Origin of the sequence: Streptomyces sp. NPDC001502 (assembly GCF_042894785.1) — a bacterium.
In the GTDB taxonomy this organism is placed as follows: domain Bacteria; phylum Actinomycetota; class Actinomycetes; order Streptomycetales; family Streptomycetaceae; genus Streptomyces; species Streptomyces kutzneri.
The window spans coordinates 53456-71711 of sequence record NZ_JBIAVW010000017.1; the positions used below are offsets into that span (position 1 = coordinate 53456).

At 73.3% G+C, this 18256-nt stretch carries 15 protein-coding genes; 7 read left to right on the plus strand and 8 right to left on the minus strand.

Annotation, left to right across the window (positions count from 1 at the left end):
* Positions 1 to 234: 234 nt before the first annotated feature.
* Both ACFY0D_RS27000 and ACFY0D_RS27005 read left to right on the plus strand, forming a co-directional pair.
* Positions 235 to 1641 carry a serine hydrolase domain-containing protein gene (locus tag ACFY0D_RS27000; RefSeq protein WP_390800642.1) on the plus strand — a complete coding sequence of 469 codons (1407 nt, stop codon included), beginning with the start codon at positions 235 to 237 and terminating at the stop codon, positions 1639 to 1641.
* Positions 1642 to 1737: 96 nt separating this feature from the next.
* Positions 1738 to 2766 carry an NAD-dependent epimerase/dehydratase family protein gene (locus ACFY0D_RS27005; RefSeq protein WP_390800643.1) on the plus strand — a complete coding sequence of 343 codons (1029 nt, stop codon included), beginning with the start codon at positions 1738 to 1740 and terminating at the stop codon, positions 2764 to 2766.
* 86 nt (positions 2767 to 2852) lie between these two features.
* Here the strand turns inward: ACFY0D_RS27005 and ACFY0D_RS27010 are convergent, their stop codons facing one another.
* Positions 2853 to 3965: a sensor histidine kinase gene (locus ACFY0D_RS27010; protein WP_390800644.1), complete on the minus strand. Its 1113-nt coding sequence runs from the start codon at positions 3963 to 3965 to the stop codon at positions 2853 to 2855.
* On the minus strand, positions 3958 to 4758 hold the full coding sequence (locus tag ACFY0D_RS27015; RefSeq protein WP_390800645.1) for a response regulator transcription factor: 801 nt from the start codon (positions 4756 to 4758) through the stop codon (positions 3958 to 3960). The genes ACFY0D_RS27010 and ACFY0D_RS27015 overlap by 8 nt, the downstream gene beginning before the upstream one ends.
* 124 nt (positions 4759 to 4882) lie before the next feature.
* Here ACFY0D_RS27015 and ACFY0D_RS27020 point away from each other — a divergent pair, with 124 nt between their 5' ends.
* Genes ACFY0D_RS27020 through ACFY0D_RS27030 form a run of 3 tightly spaced genes read left to right on the plus strand, consistent with a single transcriptional unit; the run spans position 4883 to position 6869 of the window.
* The gene (locus ACFY0D_RS27020) at positions 4883 to 5599 is read left to right on the plus strand and encodes a glycosyltransferase family 2 protein (RefSeq protein WP_390800646.1); all 717 of its coding nucleotides are present in this window, start codon (positions 4883 to 4885) and stop codon (positions 5597 to 5599) included.
* Complete coding sequence (locus ACFY0D_RS27025; protein WP_390800647.1) at positions 5596 to 6216, plus strand: DUF2064 domain-containing protein; 621 nt, start codon at positions 5596 to 5598, stop codon at positions 6214 to 6216. The genes ACFY0D_RS27020 and ACFY0D_RS27025 overlap by 4 nt, the downstream gene beginning before the upstream one ends.
* A complete protein-coding gene (locus ACFY0D_RS27030; protein WP_390800648.1) occupies positions 6213 to 6869 on the plus strand; it encodes a class I SAM-dependent methyltransferase in 657 nt (218 codons plus the stop codon). Before ACFY0D_RS27025 ends, ACFY0D_RS27030 begins: the two co-directional genes overlap by 4 nt.
* Before the next feature lie 74 nt (positions 6870 to 6943).
* Here ACFY0D_RS27030 and ACFY0D_RS27035 read toward each other — a convergent pair whose 3' ends face one another.
* Positions 6944 to 7354 (minus strand): hypothetical protein, encoded by a 411-nt coding sequence (locus ACFY0D_RS27035; protein WP_390800649.1) that lies wholly within the window; start codon positions 7352 to 7354, stop codon positions 6944 to 6946.
* Positions 7354 to 8496, minus strand: a complete 1143-nt coding sequence (locus ACFY0D_RS27040; protein WP_390800650.1) for a molybdopterin-dependent oxidoreductase — start codon at positions 8494 to 8496, stop codon at positions 7354 to 7356. Before ACFY0D_RS27040 ends, ACFY0D_RS27035 begins: the two co-directional genes overlap by 1 nt.
* Before the next feature lie 112 nt (positions 8497 to 8608).
* Between ACFY0D_RS27040 and ACFY0D_RS27045 the strand changes: the two genes are divergently transcribed.
* Positions 8609 to 10039, plus strand: a complete 1431-nt coding sequence (locus ACFY0D_RS27045) for a glycosyltransferase 87 family protein (protein WP_390800651.1) — start codon at positions 8609 to 8611, stop codon at positions 10037 to 10039.
* Here the strand turns inward: ACFY0D_RS27045 and helR are convergent.
* Positions 10026 to 12206, minus strand: a complete 2181-nt coding sequence (helR, locus tag ACFY0D_RS27050; protein WP_390800652.1) for an RNA polymerase recycling motor ATPase HelR — start codon at positions 12204 to 12206, stop codon at positions 10026 to 10028. The two genes, ACFY0D_RS27045 and helR, sit on opposite strands and share 14 nt — an antisense overlap.
* Before the next feature lie 452 nt (positions 12207 to 12658).
* On the opposite strand from helR, the gene ACFY0D_RS27055 reads away from it, so the two are divergent.
* A complete protein-coding gene (locus tag ACFY0D_RS27055) occupies positions 12659 to 13963 on the plus strand; it encodes a hypothetical protein (RefSeq protein WP_390800653.1) in 1305 nt (434 codons plus the stop codon).
* Here ACFY0D_RS27055 and ACFY0D_RS27060 read toward each other — a convergent pair.
* From ACFY0D_RS27060 to ACFY0D_RS27070, 3 genes are all read right to left on the minus strand, one after another.
* The gene (locus tag ACFY0D_RS27060) at positions 13958 to 15604 is read right to left on the minus strand and encodes an MFS transporter (protein ID WP_390800654.1); all 1647 of its coding nucleotides are present in this window, start codon (positions 15602 to 15604) and stop codon (positions 13958 to 13960) included. The two genes, ACFY0D_RS27055 and ACFY0D_RS27060, sit on opposite strands and share 6 nt — an antisense overlap.
* 87 nt (positions 15605 to 15691) lie before the next feature.
* A complete protein-coding gene (locus ACFY0D_RS27065) occupies positions 15692 to 17137 on the minus strand; it encodes a DUF2252 domain-containing protein (protein ID WP_390800655.1) in 1446 nt (481 codons plus the stop codon).
* Positions 17138 to 17230: 93 nt separating this feature from the next.
* The gene (locus tag ACFY0D_RS27070) at positions 17231 to 18232 is read right to left on the minus strand and encodes a YihY/virulence factor BrkB family protein (RefSeq protein WP_390800656.1); all 1002 of its coding nucleotides are present in this window, start codon (positions 18230 to 18232) and stop codon (positions 17231 to 17233) included.
* Between the last annotated feature and the right edge of the window lie 24 nt (positions 18233 to 18256).

The window sequence follows — 18256 nt, forward strand, 5'->3', positions numbered from 1 at the left end:
GCGGAGTCACAGTCCGCTGGTCAGGGGGTGTGCGGGCCAGGGGGTGCCGCATCGGACGGGGCCCTGGGCCCGGGAGCGCGACGTGACAAATGTAATGGCCTGTCAAGGTGCTTCTCAGTCTGGAGGTTGATGCCCGGTTCGTCCGGGCGGAGGAGGTCGCGGCGAGGGTCGGGAACGAAGAATTGAAGGGACCGAGATCGCCGGGCCCCAACGGGCCACCGACGAGGAGCCGCCGTGCCCCACACCCGTCCTGCCGACCGACCCGCACCGCGACTGCGCCGCGCCGCCTCGGCCACCGCCGTCGCCATAGCCCTGCTGGCGGGCCTCGCGCCCGCCGCGAGCGCCGCCGTCCAGGTCGCGCCGAGCGCCTACGGCCGGGACGCCGGCCGGCGCCTCGACCGGACCCAGCTGCAGGCGGGACTGCACGCGATCCAGGAGGCGGGCCTGTACGGCGTCTACTCCGGGGTCCGCGACGGCCGCGAGCGCTTCGACGGCGCCGCCGGCCTCGCCGACATCGCCACCGGGCGCAAGGTCCGGCCCGACCTCCGGCACCGCGTCGGCAGCGTCACCAAGACGTTCACCGCCGTGGCCGTCCTCCAGCAGTCCGCGAAGGGCCGGGTGGACCTGGACCGGCCGGTCGGCGACTACGTGCCCGAGCTGCTGCCCGGCGAGCGCGGCCGCAAGGTGACCGTGCGCATGCTCCTCAACCACACCAGCGGTATCCACGACTACATAGGCGATGCCTTCCCCTCCCTCCTGAAGGGGACCACGGAGAGCCTGGACGAGCACCGCTACCGCACGATCAAGCCCGCCGAGCTGATCGGGTACGGGGTGGCCAGGCCGCAGCTGTTCGAGCCCGGCACCGAATGGTCCTACTCCAACACCAACTACGTGCTGCTCGGCGAGGTGCTCCGCAAGGTGACCGGCCAGGACCCGGAGCAGGTGATCACGCGGGACGTGATCCGCCGCGTGGGGCTGCGCGACACCTACTTCCCCGGTACCGACCCGCGCATCCGCGGCGCCCACGCCCGCATGTACGAGAGCTTCTACGGGCTCATCGACCCCCCGCGCGACTACAGCGACTACAACATGACCTGGGCCGGCACCGCCGGAGCCCTCGTCTCCACCCCGCAGGACCTCAACACCTTCTACCGCGCCCTGCTGGGCGGCGACATCCTGCCGCGCCGCCAGCTGGACCAGATGCGCACCACGGTCGACGTCAAGGACGAGACGGGCGCCGTGGCCATGCGCTACGGCTTCGGCATCTACTCCATCGACACGCCGTGCGGCCCGGCCTGGGGGCACGACGGGGGAGTCTGGGGCGCCGGCACCTGGGCGCTGTCCAGCCCGGACGGCAGCCGTCAGTTCGCCATCGGGTACAACCTGATGAAGTACCAGCGAGTCAACGCGGACGGCACCGCCTTCGACCCGCATCCGGCCGACGCCGCGATGCGCGACTACCGCGACCGGTCCCTCTGCGGCACCACCGCGCCGCGCACCCCGGACCCGGCCGCGAAGAACCGCTCCTCCGAGACCCCGTCCGCCCAGGCCCCCTCCTCTCAGACCCCGTCGGCCGCTCCGCGCGTTCTGCCCCCGATCATGCCGGCGCTTCCCGCACCGCTGTCGGGTCCCGTGCGCTGATCGGCCACAGGTACGCCGGCGTCCGGGTCCTTACGGAACCGTGACGTGCGGCCCGGCACGCGCCTCGCCGGGCCGTACGCGGCATAGCGTCGGGGCATGCGCGTACTTGTGACTGGAGGCGCGGGCTTCATCGGCTCGCACATCGTCGCCGAGCTGATCGGCCGCGGCCATGAGCCGGTGGTCTTCGACCTGGCCGAGGGCGGGCGGGACGTAAGGGACCCGGACGCCGTGGCACAGGCACTGGCAGGCATGGACGCGGTCTGTCACCAGGCCGCCAGGGTGGGGCTCGGGAAGGACTTCGGGGACGCGCCCGGCTACGTGTCGGCCAACGACCTGGGCACCGCGGTGCTGCTGGCCGAGATGGCGCGGGCGCGGGTACCGCGGCTGCTGCTCGCCGGGTCGATGGTCGTCTACGGCGAGGGACGCTACGAGTGCCCCGCCCACGGCACGGTCCGGCCCGGCCCGCGCGCCGAGAGCGATCTGCGGGCCGGGCGGTTCGAGCCGCGCTGCCCGGTCTGCGGCGCCGACCTGGCGCCGGGGCTGGTCACGGAGGACGCCCCGACGGACCCCCGGAACGTCTACGCCACGACCAAGCTCGCCCAGGAACACCTCGCGGCCTCCTGGGCCCGGGCCACCGGCGGACGCGTCGTCTCGCTGCGCTACCACAACGTCTACGGGCCGAGGATGCCCCGTGACACCCCGTACGCGGGGGTGGCGGCGCTGTTCACGTCCTCGCTCGCGCGCGGCGAGGCGCCGCGCGTCTTCGAGGACGGCGGACAGCGCCGGGACTTCGTCCACGTGCGGGACGTGGCCGCGGCCAACGCGGTGGCGCTGGATGCCCTGGCCGAGGGGGACGCGGGCGCCGGGCCCGCGGGCCTCACCGCGTACAACGTCGGCAGCGGCGACCCGCGGACCGTCGGCGACATGGCCGGGGCGCTGGCTGCCGCGTGCGGTGGCCCGGCCCCGGTCGTCACGGGCGAGTACCGGCTCGGCGACGTCCGGCACATCACCGCCGACTCGGCGCGCCTGCGCCACGAGCTGGGCTGGCGCCCGGCCGTCCCCTTCGCCGCGGGCATGGCCGAACTGGCCACGGGCCAGGCCGTTTCCATCGCGCCGGGACCGTGACACCGGCGTGGCGGACCCACACGCACGAAGGCGGCGCACCGGACGCGGACAGCTTCTACTGACCGCGACCCACAGGTCCGCTGCCCCTAGCCGGCAGCGGCCGGCAGGGTCAGTTCGAAGCGGCAGCCGCCGGAGACGTTGTGGACGTTCGCGTGGCCCGCGTGGGCCTCGACGATGCCCCGGACGATCGCCAGGCCCAGGCCCGCGCCCGAGGGAGGGGTACGGGCCGGGGTGCCGCGCCAGCCCGTGTCGAAGACGCGCGGGAGGTCCTCCTCGGGGATGCCTCCGCAGGCATCGGTGACCGAGAGCACCACGGAGTCCGCGCGGCGTTCGGCGGCGATCGCGACCGTCCCGTCGGCCGGTGTGTGGCGGATGGCGTTGACCAGGAGGTTGGACAGCACCCGGGTCATCTCCTTGCCGTCCACCTCCACCGGCAGCGAGGCGACTCCCTCGCCGACCAGCCGTACGCCGTGCTCGCGGGCGAGCGCATCGGTGCCGGCCACGGCGTCGCCCACCAGGTCGTGGAGGGACATCCGGGTCAGGGTGAGGGACAGCGCACCCGCGTGGATGCGGGAGAGTTCGAAGAGGTCGCCGACCATGGAGTTGAGGCGGTCGACCTCGGTACGGATCTGCCGGTGGTAGCGGGCGGGATCGGCGGCCATGCCGTCCTCCAGCGCCTCCGACATCGCGCGCAGCCCGGCCAGCGGGGTGCGCAGATCGTGCGAGATCCAGGCCACGAGCTCGCGCCGCGAGGCCTCCAGGGCCCGCTCGCGCTCGCGGGACGCCGCCAGCCGTTCGCTGGTGAGGGCCAGTTCGCGGCTCAGCGCCGTGAATTCGGCGGGAGCGGGCACCGTCGGCGCCGCGAACGTACCTTCCTCCCCGAAGACCCGGGCCGCGCCGACGAGTTCCCGGCAGCGCCGGACGACCTGGCGGCCCAGCAGCAGCGCGGTGGCCATCGAGACGGCCGCGGCCGTCGCGACGACCATGGTCACGACGGCCAGGTCGTGGGAGGAAAGGAACATCGCCCACGCCACGGTCAGCGTTCCGGCGAGCATCGCGGACACGGCGACCGCGGCGACGATCGCGAGGGAGACGGCGACGCTGCGCCGGCGCAGTATCCGCAGCGCCACGGCCCCGAGCAGCCCGGCGGCACCCGCGCCGAGGAGCGCGTACACGGCGATCAGCAGAAAGTCACGCATGGCCGTCCTCCGTCCGGAAGTCGTGCTCGGCCGCGGTGTCCGGGGCCGGCTCGAAGCGGTAGCCGGCGCCCCAGACGGTCCGGATCAGCTGCGGGCTCCCCGGATCGTCCTCGATCTTGCCGCGAAGCCGCCGGATGTGCACGGTGACCGTCGACAGGTCGCCGAAGTCCCAGCCCCAGACCTCGCGCATCAGCCGCTCCCGGTCGCAGACCTGGCCGGGGTGGCGCAGGAAGTAGGCGAGGAGATCGAACTCCCGCAGGGTGAGCGCGAGCTCCCGGCCCTCCTTGTGGACCCGGCGGGCCGCCGGGTCCAGTACCAGGCCCGCCACGGCGAGCCGCGGACCGCCCTCCGCGCCACCGGCCGGGGTACCGGCCTGCGCCCGGCGCAGTACGGAGCGCACCCGCAGCACGAGCTCCCGCGGGCTGAACGGCTTGGTCACGTAGTCGTCCGCGCCCACCTCCAGGCCCAGGATCCGGTCGTCCTCGTCCCCGCGTGCGGTGAGCATGATGACGGGGACGGGCCGGACGCCGTTCTCCCCGGCGCGCAGCCGGCGGCAGACCTCCAGGCCGTCCATCCCGGGGAGCATCAGGTCGAGGACCATCAGGTCGGGGCGGTGCTCCTCGGCGGCACGCAGGCCGGCCGGACCGTCCGCCGCCAGGCGCACCGTGAATCCGGCCCGCTCCAGGTACCCGGCCACGACCTCCGAGACGGTCGGATCGTCGTCGACGACCAGAACGCTGCCCTGGCTGCCGCGGGATTCCCCGTTCGTACGCTCCACATTGCTCACTGCCATGACCCCAGGCTGTCACCTGCCCGCGCCCAGGTGTGGCGCGGGACCCCCTCCCGTGGGACGGCGTCCGTGTTTCGTAAGGTCTGCGGGCCCCTTTTCCCCGGTTCCGATTCCTACGGTGTGGAGGGTGACTTCATCAGCTTGTGCTCCGCCCCGCGCGGACCTCGTACTGCCGTGCCTCGACGAGGCGCAGGCGCTTCCCTGGGTGCTGGCCCGTGTGCCGGCCGGATGGCGCGCCATCGTCGTCGACAACGGCTCGACCGACGGCTCGGCGGAGATCGCCCGGAGCCTGGGCGCCACCGTCGTGCACGAGGACCGGCGCGGTTTCGGCGCCGCCTGCCACGCCGGGCTCCTCGCGGCCCGTGCCGACCTGGTCTGCTTCTGCGACTGCGACGCCTCCATGGACCCCGGGCTGCTCGCCGCCATGGCGGCGGACGTCGCCGCGGGCAGGGCCGACCTGCTGCTCGGCCGCCGCCGCCCGCAGGGGCGCGGCGCCTGGCCCGTGCACGCCCGTGCAGGGAACCTCGCGCTGGCGCGGATGCTGCGCCGCCGTACCGGACTGCGGCTGCACGACCTCGGACCGATGCGGGTCGCGCGCCGCGAGGCGCTGCTCGGCCTGCAACTGACCGACCGGCGCAGCGGCTACCCGCTCCAGATGGTCGTCCGGGCCGCCGACGCCGGATGGCGCGTCGCCGAGACCGACGTCCCGTACCTGCCCCGCTCCGGGAAGTCCAAGGTCACCGGCACCTGGCGGGGCACATGGCAGGCGGTACGGGACATGCGCGTGGTGCTCGCCGAGCCTCCGGGCGGCCGCTCCGCGCCCAGCGAGGGGGTTTCCGCATGAGCACCCTCCTCGTCATCGCCAAGGCCCCCGTCGCCGGCCGGGTCAAGACCCGCCTCACCCCGCACTTCACCCCCGAGCAGGCCGCCGAGCTGGCGCGCGCCGCGCTCCAGGACACCCTGGCCGCCGTACTCGACACCCCGGCCCTGCGGCGCGTTCTCGTACTCGACGGAGCGCCCGGACCCTGGCTGCCCCACGGCATCGAGATCGTGCCGCAGTGCGCGGGCGGGCTCGACGCCCGGCTGGCCGAGGCCTTCGCCCGGGCCACCGGGCCGGCCCTGCTCATCGGCATGGACACCCCGCAGGTCACCCCGGACCTCCTCGCCCGCGGCCTCGACTTCAGCGAGACGGACGCCTGGTTCGGCCCCGCCGACGACGGCGGGTTCTGGGCGCTCGGCCTCGCCGAGCCCGACCCGGCCCTGTTCCTCGGCGTACCGATGTCCCTGCCGACCACGGGCGAACTGCAGCGCGGCCGGCTGACCGCCTCCGGGCGGGCGGTACGGGACCTGCCCGAGCTGTGCGACGTGGACACCCCGGCCGACGCGGCGCGGGTCGCCGCCGCCGTGCCCGGTACCCGCTTCGCCGCCCTGCACTCCGGCCTCCGCACGGTGACACGATGACCGCCCAACTCGCCGAACCCGCCCTCGCCTGGCGGGCCGACCCCTACGCCGACGCGCTGCGCGCCGGCCAGGGCCCCCTCTACCTGCGGCGCGCGGACGGCTGGCTGCTGCCGCTGGAGGTGGAGCGCTGGTGCGCCGAACCGGACGAGGCGGACGAGGGCGTCCTCGCCCGCTGTACGGGACCCGTCCTGGACATCGGCTGCGGCCCGGGGCGCCTCGTCGCCACCCTGGCCGCGCGCGGGCACCGGGCGCTGGGCGTGGACGTCACCCCCGAGGCCGTGGCCCGTACGACGCGAGCCGGCGGCAGCGCCCTGTGCCGGTCGGTCTTCGACCCGCTGCCCGGCGAGGGACGCTGGGGCACGGTCCTGCTCATCGACGGCAACATCGGCATCGGCGGCGACCCGGCCGCTCTGCTGACCCGTGCCGCCCAACTCGCCGCCCCGGACGGCTCCTTGCTGGTCGAGGTGACCACCGCCGACGTCGACGAACGCGTAGAGGTCCACGTCGACGACGGCCGTGGCGGGCACGGGGCGCCCTTCTGGTGGGCCCGGCTCGGCGCCCGCGCCCTGTGCGGCCGTGCCGCGGACGCCGGCTGGACCCGGGCCGCCACCTGGCAGGCCGCGGGCCGCTGCTTCGTGGACCTGCGGCGCTGACAGGGGCGGTAGAGGAAGGGGGAGCTGCTGCCGGTACGGCAGCAGCTCCCCCTTCCTCGTCCCTGTTTCCCTCGTCAGCGCCGCAGGGCCGCGCGTCGCCGCCGCGCCCACGCGCGCGCTCCCGCGTACCCGGCCGTGAGCACGCCGATCGCGGCCATCGCCAGCAGCCAGTTCCGTGGGTAATCGAGCGGCAGCACCGACGCGTTGGCCACGCCACCGGGGCGCAGGAGCGGCGGCAGGGCGATCACCGTCAGGGACCCCGCGACGACCAGCGCGGCGCGCGGGACCCCGCGCAGGCGCAGGCCCGCCGCCGCGCAGAGCGCCCCGACCGCGATGACCAGGGGAGCGATCAGCCCGTCGTGCACGAGGACGCCGCCCGCGAGCCACAGGGCGATCCGCCACGGCTCGGGCTCCCGCACCAGCAGGAATCCGCCGAAGGCCATGACGGCCAGGCCGAAGCCGCCGACCGCGTACCGGAAGGCCATCACGCCACCTCCAGTCGGCCGACCCACTTGGTCTGGAGCACGCCCGGCCGGTTCGGGGCGATGATCCGCGCCGGGTAGCCGTGGTCCAGGGACAGCACCTCACCGTTCAGGCGCAGCGCCAGCAGGGTGAGCGGGTCCTGCGCGTACAGGCGGCCCATCTCCATCACCCGGTACGCGCCCGCCACTTCCAGCGACACCACCCGGCAGCGTGCGTCCGGTCCCCCTCCGGCCCGCTCCAGCAGGTCCAGCACCCGTACCCCCGTCCACCGGGCGGACTTGCTCCAGCCCTCCACGCAGGCGATGGGCAGGGTCACCTCGTGCTGCGGGAGCGCGCGCAGCTCCGCCAGCGTGAGGGTGGCCGGGCGCGGCCCGGCCAGGGTCAGCCGCCAGCCGTCCAGCGAGGCCGCGGTGACGCGGGCCGCGGCAGCCGTACGGTTCACCGGCAGCCCCTGCGGACCGTGGGCCGGGCTGCGCGGAGCGAACAGTTCCAGCGGGCCGAGCGCGGTGACGGACTGCCCGACCGTGGTCAGCGTGACCGCGCCGACCCCCGCCGCGACGGCCGCCAGCAGCTGCCGCCGGTCCGGCCCGTCGGCCTCGGGCAGCGCCAGGGTGCCGGGGGAGCGGCGGGTGAAGTGGTCGCGGATCCGCGGCCATTGAACGGCGACGTGCAGCAGCACCGATCCCAGCAGGAGCCAGGCGACGGCGTAGTGCACGGGCACGAAGGAGAACGGCCAGGGGTACCACTGGAAGGTGTTCAGCAGCCCGGTGAACAGCTGGAAGAGCGCGGCGGCGACGAGCACGGCCACCGAGAGGCGTTCCAGCGCGTGCCGCACGGACCGTACCGGCGGCCACGCGAAGAGCCGCGGGTAGACCGTCCACAGCTTGGCGAGCAGCAGTGGGATCGCGGCGGTGCCCGAGGCCACGTGCAGGCCCTGGCTGAACCGGTAGCCCCAGTACGGGCGGCTCGGCAGCCGGTCGGCGAGCCAGGCCGGCGGGTGCTGGAGGAAGTGGCTGAGCACACCGGTGGCGAAACAGACGACGATGGCGAGCCCGAGCAGGCGGCCGATCACCGTCGCGGTACGGGCGTCGTGCAGCCGCGCCGTGAAGGTGATGGGCGGGCCCGGGGGCGGAGTGAAGCGCATGAGCCCATGACACCCCGCCGCCACCCCGGTGGGCGGGTTGAACACCTTACGGAATGCGGACGTGCCGGACGGCGGGCGCCACTTCCGGACCACTTGCTGGGACGCTGCGGAGGTGAAACCGCGCACCGTCCCGACCGCACTCGCGGCCCTCGCCGCCCTGACCGCCGCCCTCGTCCTCACCGTCCGCCACGACGGCTACTTCACCGACGCCGCGGGGCTGTTCCTCCGGTACGCGGTTTGCTGGGCGCTGTTCGCCCTCGCCCTGCTCGCCCTGCGCAGGGTCCCGGCCCACCGCGTCGTGCCCCTGCTCCTCGCCGGGGCCCTCGCCGTCGCCGTGACCGGGCTGGTGGCGCCGCCCCGGACCAGCACCGACTCCTACCGCTACGCCTGGGACGGGCGGGTCCAGTCGGCCGGCATCTCCCCGTACGACCACGCCCCGCAGGACCCTGGACCGGCCCGGCTGCGCGACCCCTGGCTCTTTCCCACGGGCGCCGCCTGCGCGGGCCCGGACCGTGCCCCGCTTCCCGGCGGCGGCCCCGTCCCGCACTGCACCCGCATCAACCGGCCCGCCGTGCACACCATCTACCCGCCCGTCGCCGAGGCGTACTTCCTGGCGGTCGACCGGCTCTCCCCGCACGGAGCCCGGCACAAGCCGCTCCAGATCGGGGCCGGCCTCCTCTCCCTCGGCGTGACCGGCGCACTGCTGCTGATCCTGCGCCGCCGGGGGCAGGACCTGCGCCGCGCCGCGTACTGGGCCTGGTGTCCCGCCGTACCGATCGAAGCCGTGAACAACGCGCACGTGGACGTACTGGGCGTGCTGCTCGCCGTCATCGGCCTCGGTCTCGTCGCGGAGCGCGGCCTCCGCCGCCGGGCAGCGGGAGGCCTCGTCCTCGGCGCCGCCATCGCCACCAAACTCATGCCCGCCGTCGTCCTGCCCGGCGCGCTGTCCGGGGTGCGCCGGGTCCGCGACGCGGCCGCCGTCCTGGTTCCCGCCGCTGCCTTCACCCTGCTGGCCTACCTGCCCTACGTCCTCCTCTCGCACGACTCCGTCCTCGGCTACCTCGGCGGCTACGTGGACGAGGAGGGCTACGACGACCCCTCCGCCGGCTCCCGCTACGCCCTGCTCCGCCTCGTCCTGCCCGACAGCTGGGCGCTGCCGGTGCTCCTCGCCGCCATGGCGGGCGTGTCCCTGTACGTGATGCGGCGCGGCGACCCCCGGCGCCCGTGGAGCGGCGCCCTCCTGGTCACCGGATGGGCCTTCGCGCTCCTCACTCCCGGCTACTCCTGGTACGCCCTGCTCCTGATCGCCCTCGTGGCCCTGGACGGACGCTGGGAATGGCTCGGCATCGCCCTCGCGGGCGCGGCCGGCTACCTCCTCGCACCGGTCTTCGGCCACCGGCCGGCGCTGAGCGCGACCGCGTACGGCGCCGCGGTCCTCGTCGTCCTGGTGGCCCCGGTGGTCCGGCGGCGGCGCGGATCCGGCGGGGCCCGGCCTGCGCGTCCGCCGGCGGACGGACGCCACGAGCGGGTCAGGAACTCGTGAGGATGACGAGCTGCTGCGTCGCCCGGGTCATCGCGACATAGCGGTCGACCGCTCCTTCGATCCCCGTACCGAAGGTCTGCGGGTCGACGAGGACGACGAGGTCGAACTCCAGCCCCTTCGACAGCCCGGGGGTCAGCGACCGGACCCGGGAGGTCTCCCGGAAGGCGCCGGCCCCGATCTCGCCGGCCCCGATGCCGTCGGCGCCGATGACACAGGCGACCCCGTCGGCGTGCGCGTCCAGCCAGCCGTCGAGGATCGAGTCCAGCTCCGCGACGGATCCGTGCACGACGGGAATGCCGCTGCTGCGGACGGAGGCCGGCACGTTGGCGTCCGGGAGCGCTTCCCGGATGGCCGGCTCCGCCACCGCCATGACCTCCTCGGGCGTCCGGTAGTTGATGGTCAGGGAGGCCACGTCGATCCGGTCGAACCCGATCCGCTCCAGCCGCTCCCGCCACGACTCCGTGAACCCCTGCCGGGCCTGGGCGCGGTCCCCGACGATGGTGAAGCTGCGCGACGGGCAGCGCAGCAGCAGCATCTGCCACTCCGCGTCGGTCAGTTCCTGAGCCTCGTCCACGACGATGTGCGCGAACGGTCCGGCGAGCAGGTCCGGGTCCGCGCCGGGCAGCGCGCCCTCGTCGATCAGGCTGTCCTGCAGGTCCTTGCCGCGCAGCATCGTCACGGCGCCCTCACCGTCGTCATCGGCCGCTAGCAGGTCGTCGATGACTCCGGCCATGCGCTCGCGTTCGGCCGCCACCGCGGCGCCCCGCCGCCGCAGCCGCCGCGCCGACTCAGGGTCTCCGAGCCGCTGCCGCGCCGCGTCCAGGAGCGGCAGGTCGGACACCGTCCAGGCCTGGGCGTCCGCGCGCTGCAACTGCGCCACGTCCTCGCGGCTGAGCCACGGGGCGCACATCCGCAGGTAGGACGGCACCGACCACAGGTCCCCGACGAGATCGGCCGCATCGATCGTCGGCCACGCGCGGTCGAGCGTCCCGACCAGCTCCTCGTCGTACCGCAGCGATCTGCGGAACAGGTCGGGCGAGAGGTCCTCGTCGTCGAACTTGTCGAGCAGGATCGTCAGCAGCTCCTCCCAGATCACCTCGCGCGCCTCGTTGTGCGCGGTACCCGCGGCCGCCTCGAACGCCTCCGCCCAGTCGTCCGGGCTCAGCCAGACGTCGGACCACGGGGTCGTGACCGTCATCCCCTCGGCGGGCGGCTCCTCGTAGATCCGGACGGCCTTCTCGATCGCCTTCACCATCTCCGCGGACGACTTCAGGAACGCCACCCGCGGGTCGGCCTCGGCCGCGGCCGAGGCCCCCTCGGCGACGAGGTCCCGCACGGTGCAGGTCTGCACGCCCTCCTCACCGAGGCTGGGCAGCACATCCGCGACATAGGCCAGGTAGGGCTGGTGCGGACCGACGAACAGCACACCGCCCCGACGGTGACCGAGGCGGGGGTCGGAGTAGAGGAGATGCGCGGAGCGGTGCAGGGCCACGACGGTCTTGCCCGTGCCCGGACCGCCGTCGACGACGAGGGCGCCGCGCGAACCCGCGCGGATGACGGCGTCCTGGTCGGACTGGATCGTGGCGAGCACGTCACGCATCCGCGGCGACCGGCTGCTGCCCAGTCCGGCGATGAAGGCGGACTGGTCGTCGAGCGCGGCGTGCCCCTCGAACCCGTCGGCGGTGAACACCTCGTCCCAGTAGTCACCGATCCGGCCGCGGGTCCAGCGGTACCTGCGGCGGCTCGCCAGACCCATCGGGCCGGCGTGGGTCGCGGCGAAGAACGGCTCGGCCGCGGGCGAGCGCCAGTCGATCAGCAGCCGGCCCCCCGCGCCGTCGGTGAGGCCGAGCCGCCCGATGTACACGGGCTCGGGGTCGTCCTCGCCGACCATGCGCCCGAGACACAGGTCCAACCCGAAGCGCCGCAGGGTCCGCAGACGGCCCGTCAGCCGGTGGATCTCCACGTCCCGGTCCATCGCCTCCCGGCCCAGGCCGCCGGGGGCCCTGCGCAGTGCCTCCAGGCGGTCGGACAGCTCGGCGATCGTCTGCTCCAGGCTCTGTGCGACGGCCGCGAAGTGCTTCTCGTCGCCGCCGATCAACGCCGGGTCGGCCTTGGCGGAGAGGCGGGCGGGAAGGTCGAACGCACTGGTGGTGGTCAGGGAGTCCATGTCAGCAGCTCCGATCTGCGGTGGCACCCGCGAACTCATCGAACGACCCGTCAACCGACAACAGCACACGCACTATGGGGATCTCCCGTTTCCGCAGGTCCTGGCTTCGAGGTGCGATTCTGCGGTACGAGTGGGGCCTTGCCGCAAGCCCCCCTGTGCGTTATAACTTGAGAGTGGAAAGGAGTGGGTACTCCTCCTTCCCTTGATCGTCCGCTCCGTACGGACGTCCTCCCCGCCGAGTGGCAGCGCACAGCGCGCCCGTCCCGGCCTCTCCTCCCGCCCGGTGAATCCGGCGAACCTCCGCGTTCATTCGTACGGCCGAACTGCGGATGCCGCCCCTGGCGCGCCGGGGCAGGCTGTGGGGCAAGGGGAGCCGCCTGCTCCGGCGCAGGTTCAGCGTCATCCACCGATCCTCCGGGATCCACGGCTCCCGACCCCGTAGGAGGTCAGCCATGCAGGGTGACGAAAGCGCGGGCGAACTCGCGGCACTGCGGGCCAGGGTCGCCGCCCTGGAAGCGGAGGCCGCGCAACGGACTCCGCCGAAGCACCGGATGAAGTCGCTGCTGTCAGCCGTCCTGATCATCATCGGCTGTGTGCTGGCCCCGCTGGGCATCGTCGCGTCCTGGACCTCCAGCATCGTCGGGGACACGGACCGCTACGTCTCCACCGTCGCCCCGCTGGCCTCCGACCCGGATGTCCAGGCGGCCGCCGCCAACCGCGTCACCGCCGCCCTCATGGAACACCTCGACCTCGCCACCCTCCTGGAGGACGTGGCCCCCGACCAGCGGCCGCTGCTCCAGAAGGCCCTGGGCAAACTCGGAGGCTCGCTGGAGGGCGCGGTCAGCAGCTTCGTCAAGGAGAAGGCGCAGGACGTCATCGCCTCGGACCAGTTCGAGACGATCTGGACCAACGCCAACCGCACGATCCACACCTCACTCGTCAAAGCCCTGACCGGCAGCGGCGACGGCGCGGTGGAGATCAAGAACGACGCGGTGACCATCGACCTCGCGCCCGTGATCGAACAGGTGAAAACACGGCTCGTGGACGCCGGGATGGGCGTCGCGGCCAAGATCCCCGAGATCCACACCGACTTCACCGTCGTCCAGTCCAACGACATCGGCCGGGTCAAGACGGGCTTCCGGCTCCTGGAGATCCTCGGCCTGTGGCTGCCCGTCATCGCCGTGCTGCTCGTCGCCGCGGGCGTCCTGCTCTCCGCCCACCGGCGCCGCATCCTGGTCACCGCGGCCCTCGCGGTCGCCTTCGCCGTCGCGGTCCTCGGTCTCGGGCTGACCGTCTTCCGTACGGTCTACCTCAACGCGCTCCCGGACACCGTCAACCAGGCCGCCGCCGGCTCCGTCTACGACGCGATGATCCGCCTCCTGCGCACGACGATCCGCATGGTCGTCGTCCTCGGCATCGTGATCGCCCTCGCCGCCTGGCTCTCCGGCCCGGGCAAGTACGCCACGGCCGCCCGCCAGATCTGGCACTCCGGCATCGTCGCCACCCGCGCCACGGCGGACCGGCTGGGCCTGCGTACCGGCCCGGTCGGCCCGTTCATCCGGCGCCACCGCGCCTGGTTCACCTGGGGCCTGGTCGCGATCGCCGTCATCGTCTACATCCTGTGGTCCTACCCCACCGGCTGGGTGGTCGTGGGCCTCGCCCTCGCCCTGCTCTTCGCGCTCGCGGTCACGGACTTCCTCGCCGAGGACACGTCCGCCCCCGCCGAGGAGACGACCCCGAGTCCGCACCCGTCATGACGGGGCGTCGGCCGGGCCGCGCGCCGCGGACGGCTGGGCCGCCGGGATGCGCTGGGTGAAGAAGAGGGCGAGCAGCGCCGCCAGAGCGAGGAGGGCGAGTGCGGCCCGCAGCCCTTCGATCCGTGCCTTCTCGTTCGCGTCGAGTGCCGCCTGGGCCACCACCGGGTCCGTGCCCGCCTCTTCGAGGGCCGTGGCGAGCTGTTCGTCCGACAGGAACGGGGCGCTCCCGGCGAGGGCGGTGTGCGTGTGGGTCTTCACGTCGGCCGGGATCGCCGGGTTCTGGTCGATGGTGGTGAGGAACGAACTCGTCAGCACGGCGATCATGATCGACCCGGCGAGAGCGGTGCCGATCGAGGCGCCGAGGTTGGTGACGGTGTTCTGGATGCCGCCGACCTCGGCGCTCTGCTCGTCCGGTACGGCCGACACGGTGACGGCCCCCAGCTGGGAGGCGAGCAGTCCGATCCCGAGCCCGATGAGCAGCATGGGGACGGTGACGACCTCCGCGCCGGAATCCGGGGTGAGGGCGGCCATCAGGATGACGGCTCCGGCGAACATCGCCAGGATGCCCCAGCGCACGACGCGCCGGGGTGAGGCGTTCGGGATGAACCTGGGGACCCCGATCGCGGCGGCGAGCAGCGTGATGGAGAGCGGCAGGATCAGCGCGCCCGTGTGGAGGGCGGACAGGCCGAGCGCCACCGACAGGTAGAGCGGGACGACGAAGAACACGCCCATCTGCACGAGGTACTGGAAGAGGAACATCGTCAGCCCGCCGGAGAGCTGCCGGTTCTTCAGCAATTCCGGGTCGACGAGCGGTTCGACACCCCGCGCCACCAGGCGTGCCTCCCAGCGGAAGAACAGCCAGACCAGCATCAGCCCGGCCATCACGAGCCAGACGACGGGCGAGACCCCGAACCACGAGGGGCCCCCGGCCTTGGGCCGGAACCAGCCCCATTCGCTGGTCCGCAGGATGCCGAACACGAACAGCCCGATGCCCGCGGCGGACAGGATCGCGCCGAGTACGTCGATCCGCGGCCGGTGGTCCGGGGGCGCGTCGGCGATCGGGCGGGCCAGCAGCAGGATGACGAGGACCATCACGACCTCCCCGGCGAACACCCAGCGCCAGGAGAAGAAGGTGGTCGCGGCGCCGCCGATGAGCGGTCCGACCGCGATCGCCACGGCTGCCGCCGCCGCGATCAGGCCGTAGGCGGCCGGCCGTTGCTCCTTGCCGAAGTTGGAGGCGACGAGCGCCACGATCGCGGGCAGGATCAGCGCCGCTCCCACGCCCTCCAGGAACGACCAGCCCAGCAGCAGGACCGTCAGGTTCGGGGCGAGCGAGGTCGTGAGGGACCCCAGTCCGTAGATGACGCAGCCGATCATGAACGCCCGTTTGCGGCCGATGAGCGCGCCGACCTTGCCACCGCTGATCATGAGCATCGCCATCACCAGCGTGTAGGCCGTGATCGCGCCCTGCATACCGCTCACCGTGGTGCCGATGTCCTCCGCCACCGTGGCGATCGAGACGTTCATCACCGAGCTGTCCAGGGCCATCAGGAACTGCCCTGCCGCGAGTGTCAGCAGGATGAGCTTCGTGTTCCCCGCGTTCCCCGCCGCCCCGGCCGGTCCCGCCTTCGCCGCTGTCATGCGCGCAGAGTGCCATGCCCGCGGGAGGCGGCCGGGCACCTCGCCCGCCGTGTCAGCCGACTGGCCGAAGCGCCGGCCCGGTCCGGCTCAGGCCGCGACGGCGGTCACCCGGCCGGACGCGATGGCGTCCACCAGACGCTGATGGTCGCGCTCGTTGAGGTCGGCGTAGCGCTCCGCGAACCGCACGAGCGCCTGGTCGAACACGTTGCCACCGCCCAGATATGCCGCGATGGCGATCCGGTCGCCGGACCGGGCGTGCGCCCGCGCCAGGGTGACACCGCACAGGCCGGCGAAGACCCGCATACCGCGCGGCACCATCCGGGCGGGTTCGGCGATGCCCTTCCAGTCGCGCAGCTGGCGTACGTAGAAGTCCCGGTCGACGCCGTCGATCCCGTGCGTCTGCTGCCAGCCGAGGAAGATGTCGCTCGCGGCCTGCATCAGCCGCTGACCGGCCACGACCCGCTCGCCCTGGGTGGCGTACCCGCTGGCGCCCGTGTACGCGGCGAGCACCGATTCACCGGCCTCCTTGGCCTGCAGGATCAGTGGGTCGTCGCCGTCGCGGCCCAGCAGCAGGACGATCCAGCACCGCGTGCCGACACTGCCGACGCCCACCACCTTGCGGGCCATGTCGACGATGGAGTACTGCCGCAGCAGGTGTCTGCGGTCCGTCGGGAGACTGTCGCCGTACCGCCCGACGAGGTCCCGGATCTGGTCCTCGATCGCGTCGCGCTCCTGACCCGGCAGCAGTTCGGAAGCCGGTGTGATCAGCTGCGGCACGGCGGCGAAGCGGCGGCGTCCGTCGACCACCTCGGTGAGCTTCTCGAACGCCTGCAGGCTGTCGTGCCCGCGCGCCTTGCTCAGCGCCTCGGACAGGTTCTTGCGGCCGCGGGTGTGGAGCGCGCCCTCCGCCACCGCCTGGAGGTGCGACTCGTCCACCCTCGCGTACCAGACGTCGAGGTTGCGCATCTGGGCGAAGGTACGCATCTGCTCGCGGTAGCCGGCCACCGCCGATGTCACGATCGACGCGCGCTCGCGCTCGGAGTAACCGTTCTCCCGCCCGGCGATGACCAGGCTGGTCGCGAGCCGCTTGACGTCCCATTCCCACGGTCCGGGCAGCGTCTCGTCGAAGTCGTTGATGTCGAACAGCAGGTTCCGCTCCGGGGAGCCGAGCAGCCGGAAGTTCAGCATGTGCGCGTCGCCGCACAGCTGGACCCGGATACCCGAGTCGGGTGTGCCGGCCAGATCGCCCGCCATGATCGCGGCGGCGCCCCGGTAGAAACGGAACGGCGACTCCGCCATCCGGCCGTAGCGGATCGGCACCAGCTCCTGCAAGCGGGTGGCGGACTGCCGCTCGATGACATCCATCGGATCCAGCCGGTCGGCCGCCGGCTCGAAGTCCCCGTGGGCGGACCTCGGAGCGGCGGCCCGGGCGGCCCGGCCGTTCACGGCCCGGTCCTCGGCGGAAAGCCGGGGACCACCGTCCGTCGCCGTCGCCGTCGCCGTCGTGGCCGCGGTCGCGGTCGTGTCGCGCATCGTCATCGTCGTCGACCTCCCGGCCACCAGGACCCCCGCCTCCCAGCATGGCACTCACCCCCCACCGCTGCCCCACGGCGCCGCCGCCGTCCCTCAGTCACCCTCCTGCCGCATCCTGCCCGGCACCGGGCTGCCCAGCCGGCGGGCCAGGTACGGCTCCTGAGCGAGGGCCGCGCCCAGGGTGATGCCGACGGCGACGGCCACGCACAGCACGATCAGCCACGAGAGGATGACGAACACCGAGCCGGTGGACCCGTACGTGGCGAGCGACCGGTTGAGGGCGATCGGCATGTAGACCCGCGCGCCCAGCGACAGCGCGGTCACCGCGGCGGCGGTGATGAGGGCGCCGGGCAGCAGCGGGGGCCACCGGATCACCCCGCCCAGCAGGAGGTGCTGGCTCCACCACCAGGCCGCCGTCTGGAGGAGGAGCGTGAGGGGGATCCCGAGCCACAGGCCGAGTCCGAATCCGTCGCGGACGGGCCCCTGGAAGATCAGCAGGACCATCCAGGCGCCGATCCAGGCGAACCAGCGCCAGATCGCGATCCGCGTCCCACCCCGCGGGATCTGCCAGGCACGTTTGCACAGCCGCTGCATGGCACGGCTCACCGCGGTCGCCGACAGCAGCACGATCACGGCGCCGACCGCTCCCACCGCGTTGCGGACGTCGTCCTCGCCGGATCCGTCGAACACGTTGCTCAGCTGATCGTTCGCCTGACCGGTGAGCCCGAACATCGTGCGTACGGAGGAGACCAGCTGGTCGCGTACCTCCTCCGGGGCGAACGAGGCGACGACGAAGAGCAGGGGCACGGCGGTCAGGAAGCACTGGGCGGCCAGCCGGGTGGCGGAGTCGAAGATGTTCACGTCGATCATGCGCTCCGTGACATGGGTGATCACGGGGAACCGGGTCTCGGCCCGCTCCTGCGTCCGTTTGGCGGCCGCGACCAGCTCCCGGGAGCGCTTGCGCCACCGTTCCTTGCGCTCCGGCCACATCAGCGGCCCGCAGCGGCGCGCGGCACGGACCGCGGATGCCGGGTCGTCGTCATGGCGGCCTCCTTCGTCTGCGTCCAGGTTGGTGGACGCGGAACAGGGCGGCATCTCGATGGGCAAAAGGTGTCGGAG

Excerpts from the sequence above, each read along its gene's own strand:
- ACFY0D_RS27070 (WP_390800656.1), bottom strand. The coding sequence starts at position 18,232 with ATGCCGCCCTGTTCCGCGTCCACCAACCTGGACGCAGACGAAGGAGGC.
- ACFY0D_RS27015 (WP_390800645.1), bottom strand. The coding sequence starts at position 4,758 with ATGGCAGTGAGCAATGTGGAGCGTACGAACGGGGAATCCCGCGGCAGC.
- helR (WP_390800652.1), bottom strand. The coding sequence starts at position 12,206 with ATGGACTCCCTGACCACCACCAGTGCGTTCGACCTTCCCGCCCGCCTC.
- ACFY0D_RS27030 (WP_390800648.1), top strand. The coding sequence starts at position 6,213 with ATGACCGCCCAACTCGCCGAACCCGCCCTCGCCTGGCGGGCCGACCCC.
- ACFY0D_RS27060 (WP_390800654.1), bottom strand. The coding sequence starts at position 15,604 with ATGACAGCGGCGAAGGCGGGACCGGCCGGGGCGGCGGGGAACGCGGGG.
- ACFY0D_RS27025 (WP_390800647.1), top strand. The coding sequence starts at position 5,596 with ATGAGCACCCTCCTCGTCATCGCCAAGGCCCCCGTCGCCGGCCGGGTC.
- ACFY0D_RS27010 (WP_390800644.1), bottom strand. The coding sequence starts at position 3,965 with ATGCGTGACTTTCTGCTGATCGCCGTGTACGCGCTCCTCGGCGCGGGT.
- ACFY0D_RS27055 (WP_390800653.1), top strand. The coding sequence starts at position 12,659 with ATGCAGGGTGACGAAAGCGCGGGCGAACTCGCGGCACTGCGGGCCAGG.
- ACFY0D_RS27040 (WP_390800650.1), bottom strand. The coding sequence starts at position 8,496 with ATGCGCTTCACTCCGCCCCCGGGCCCGCCCATCACCTTCACGGCGCGG.
- ACFY0D_RS27005 (WP_390800643.1), top strand. The coding sequence starts at position 1,738 with ATGCGCGTACTTGTGACTGGAGGCGCGGGCTTCATCGGCTCGCACATC.
- ACFY0D_RS27065 (WP_390800655.1), bottom strand. The coding sequence starts at position 17,137 with ATGCGCGACACGACCGCGACCGCGGCCACGACGGCGACGGCGACGGCG.
- ACFY0D_RS27035 (WP_390800649.1), bottom strand. The coding sequence starts at position 7,354 with ATGGCCTTCCGGTACGCGGTCGGCGGCTTCGGCCTGGCCGTCATGGCC.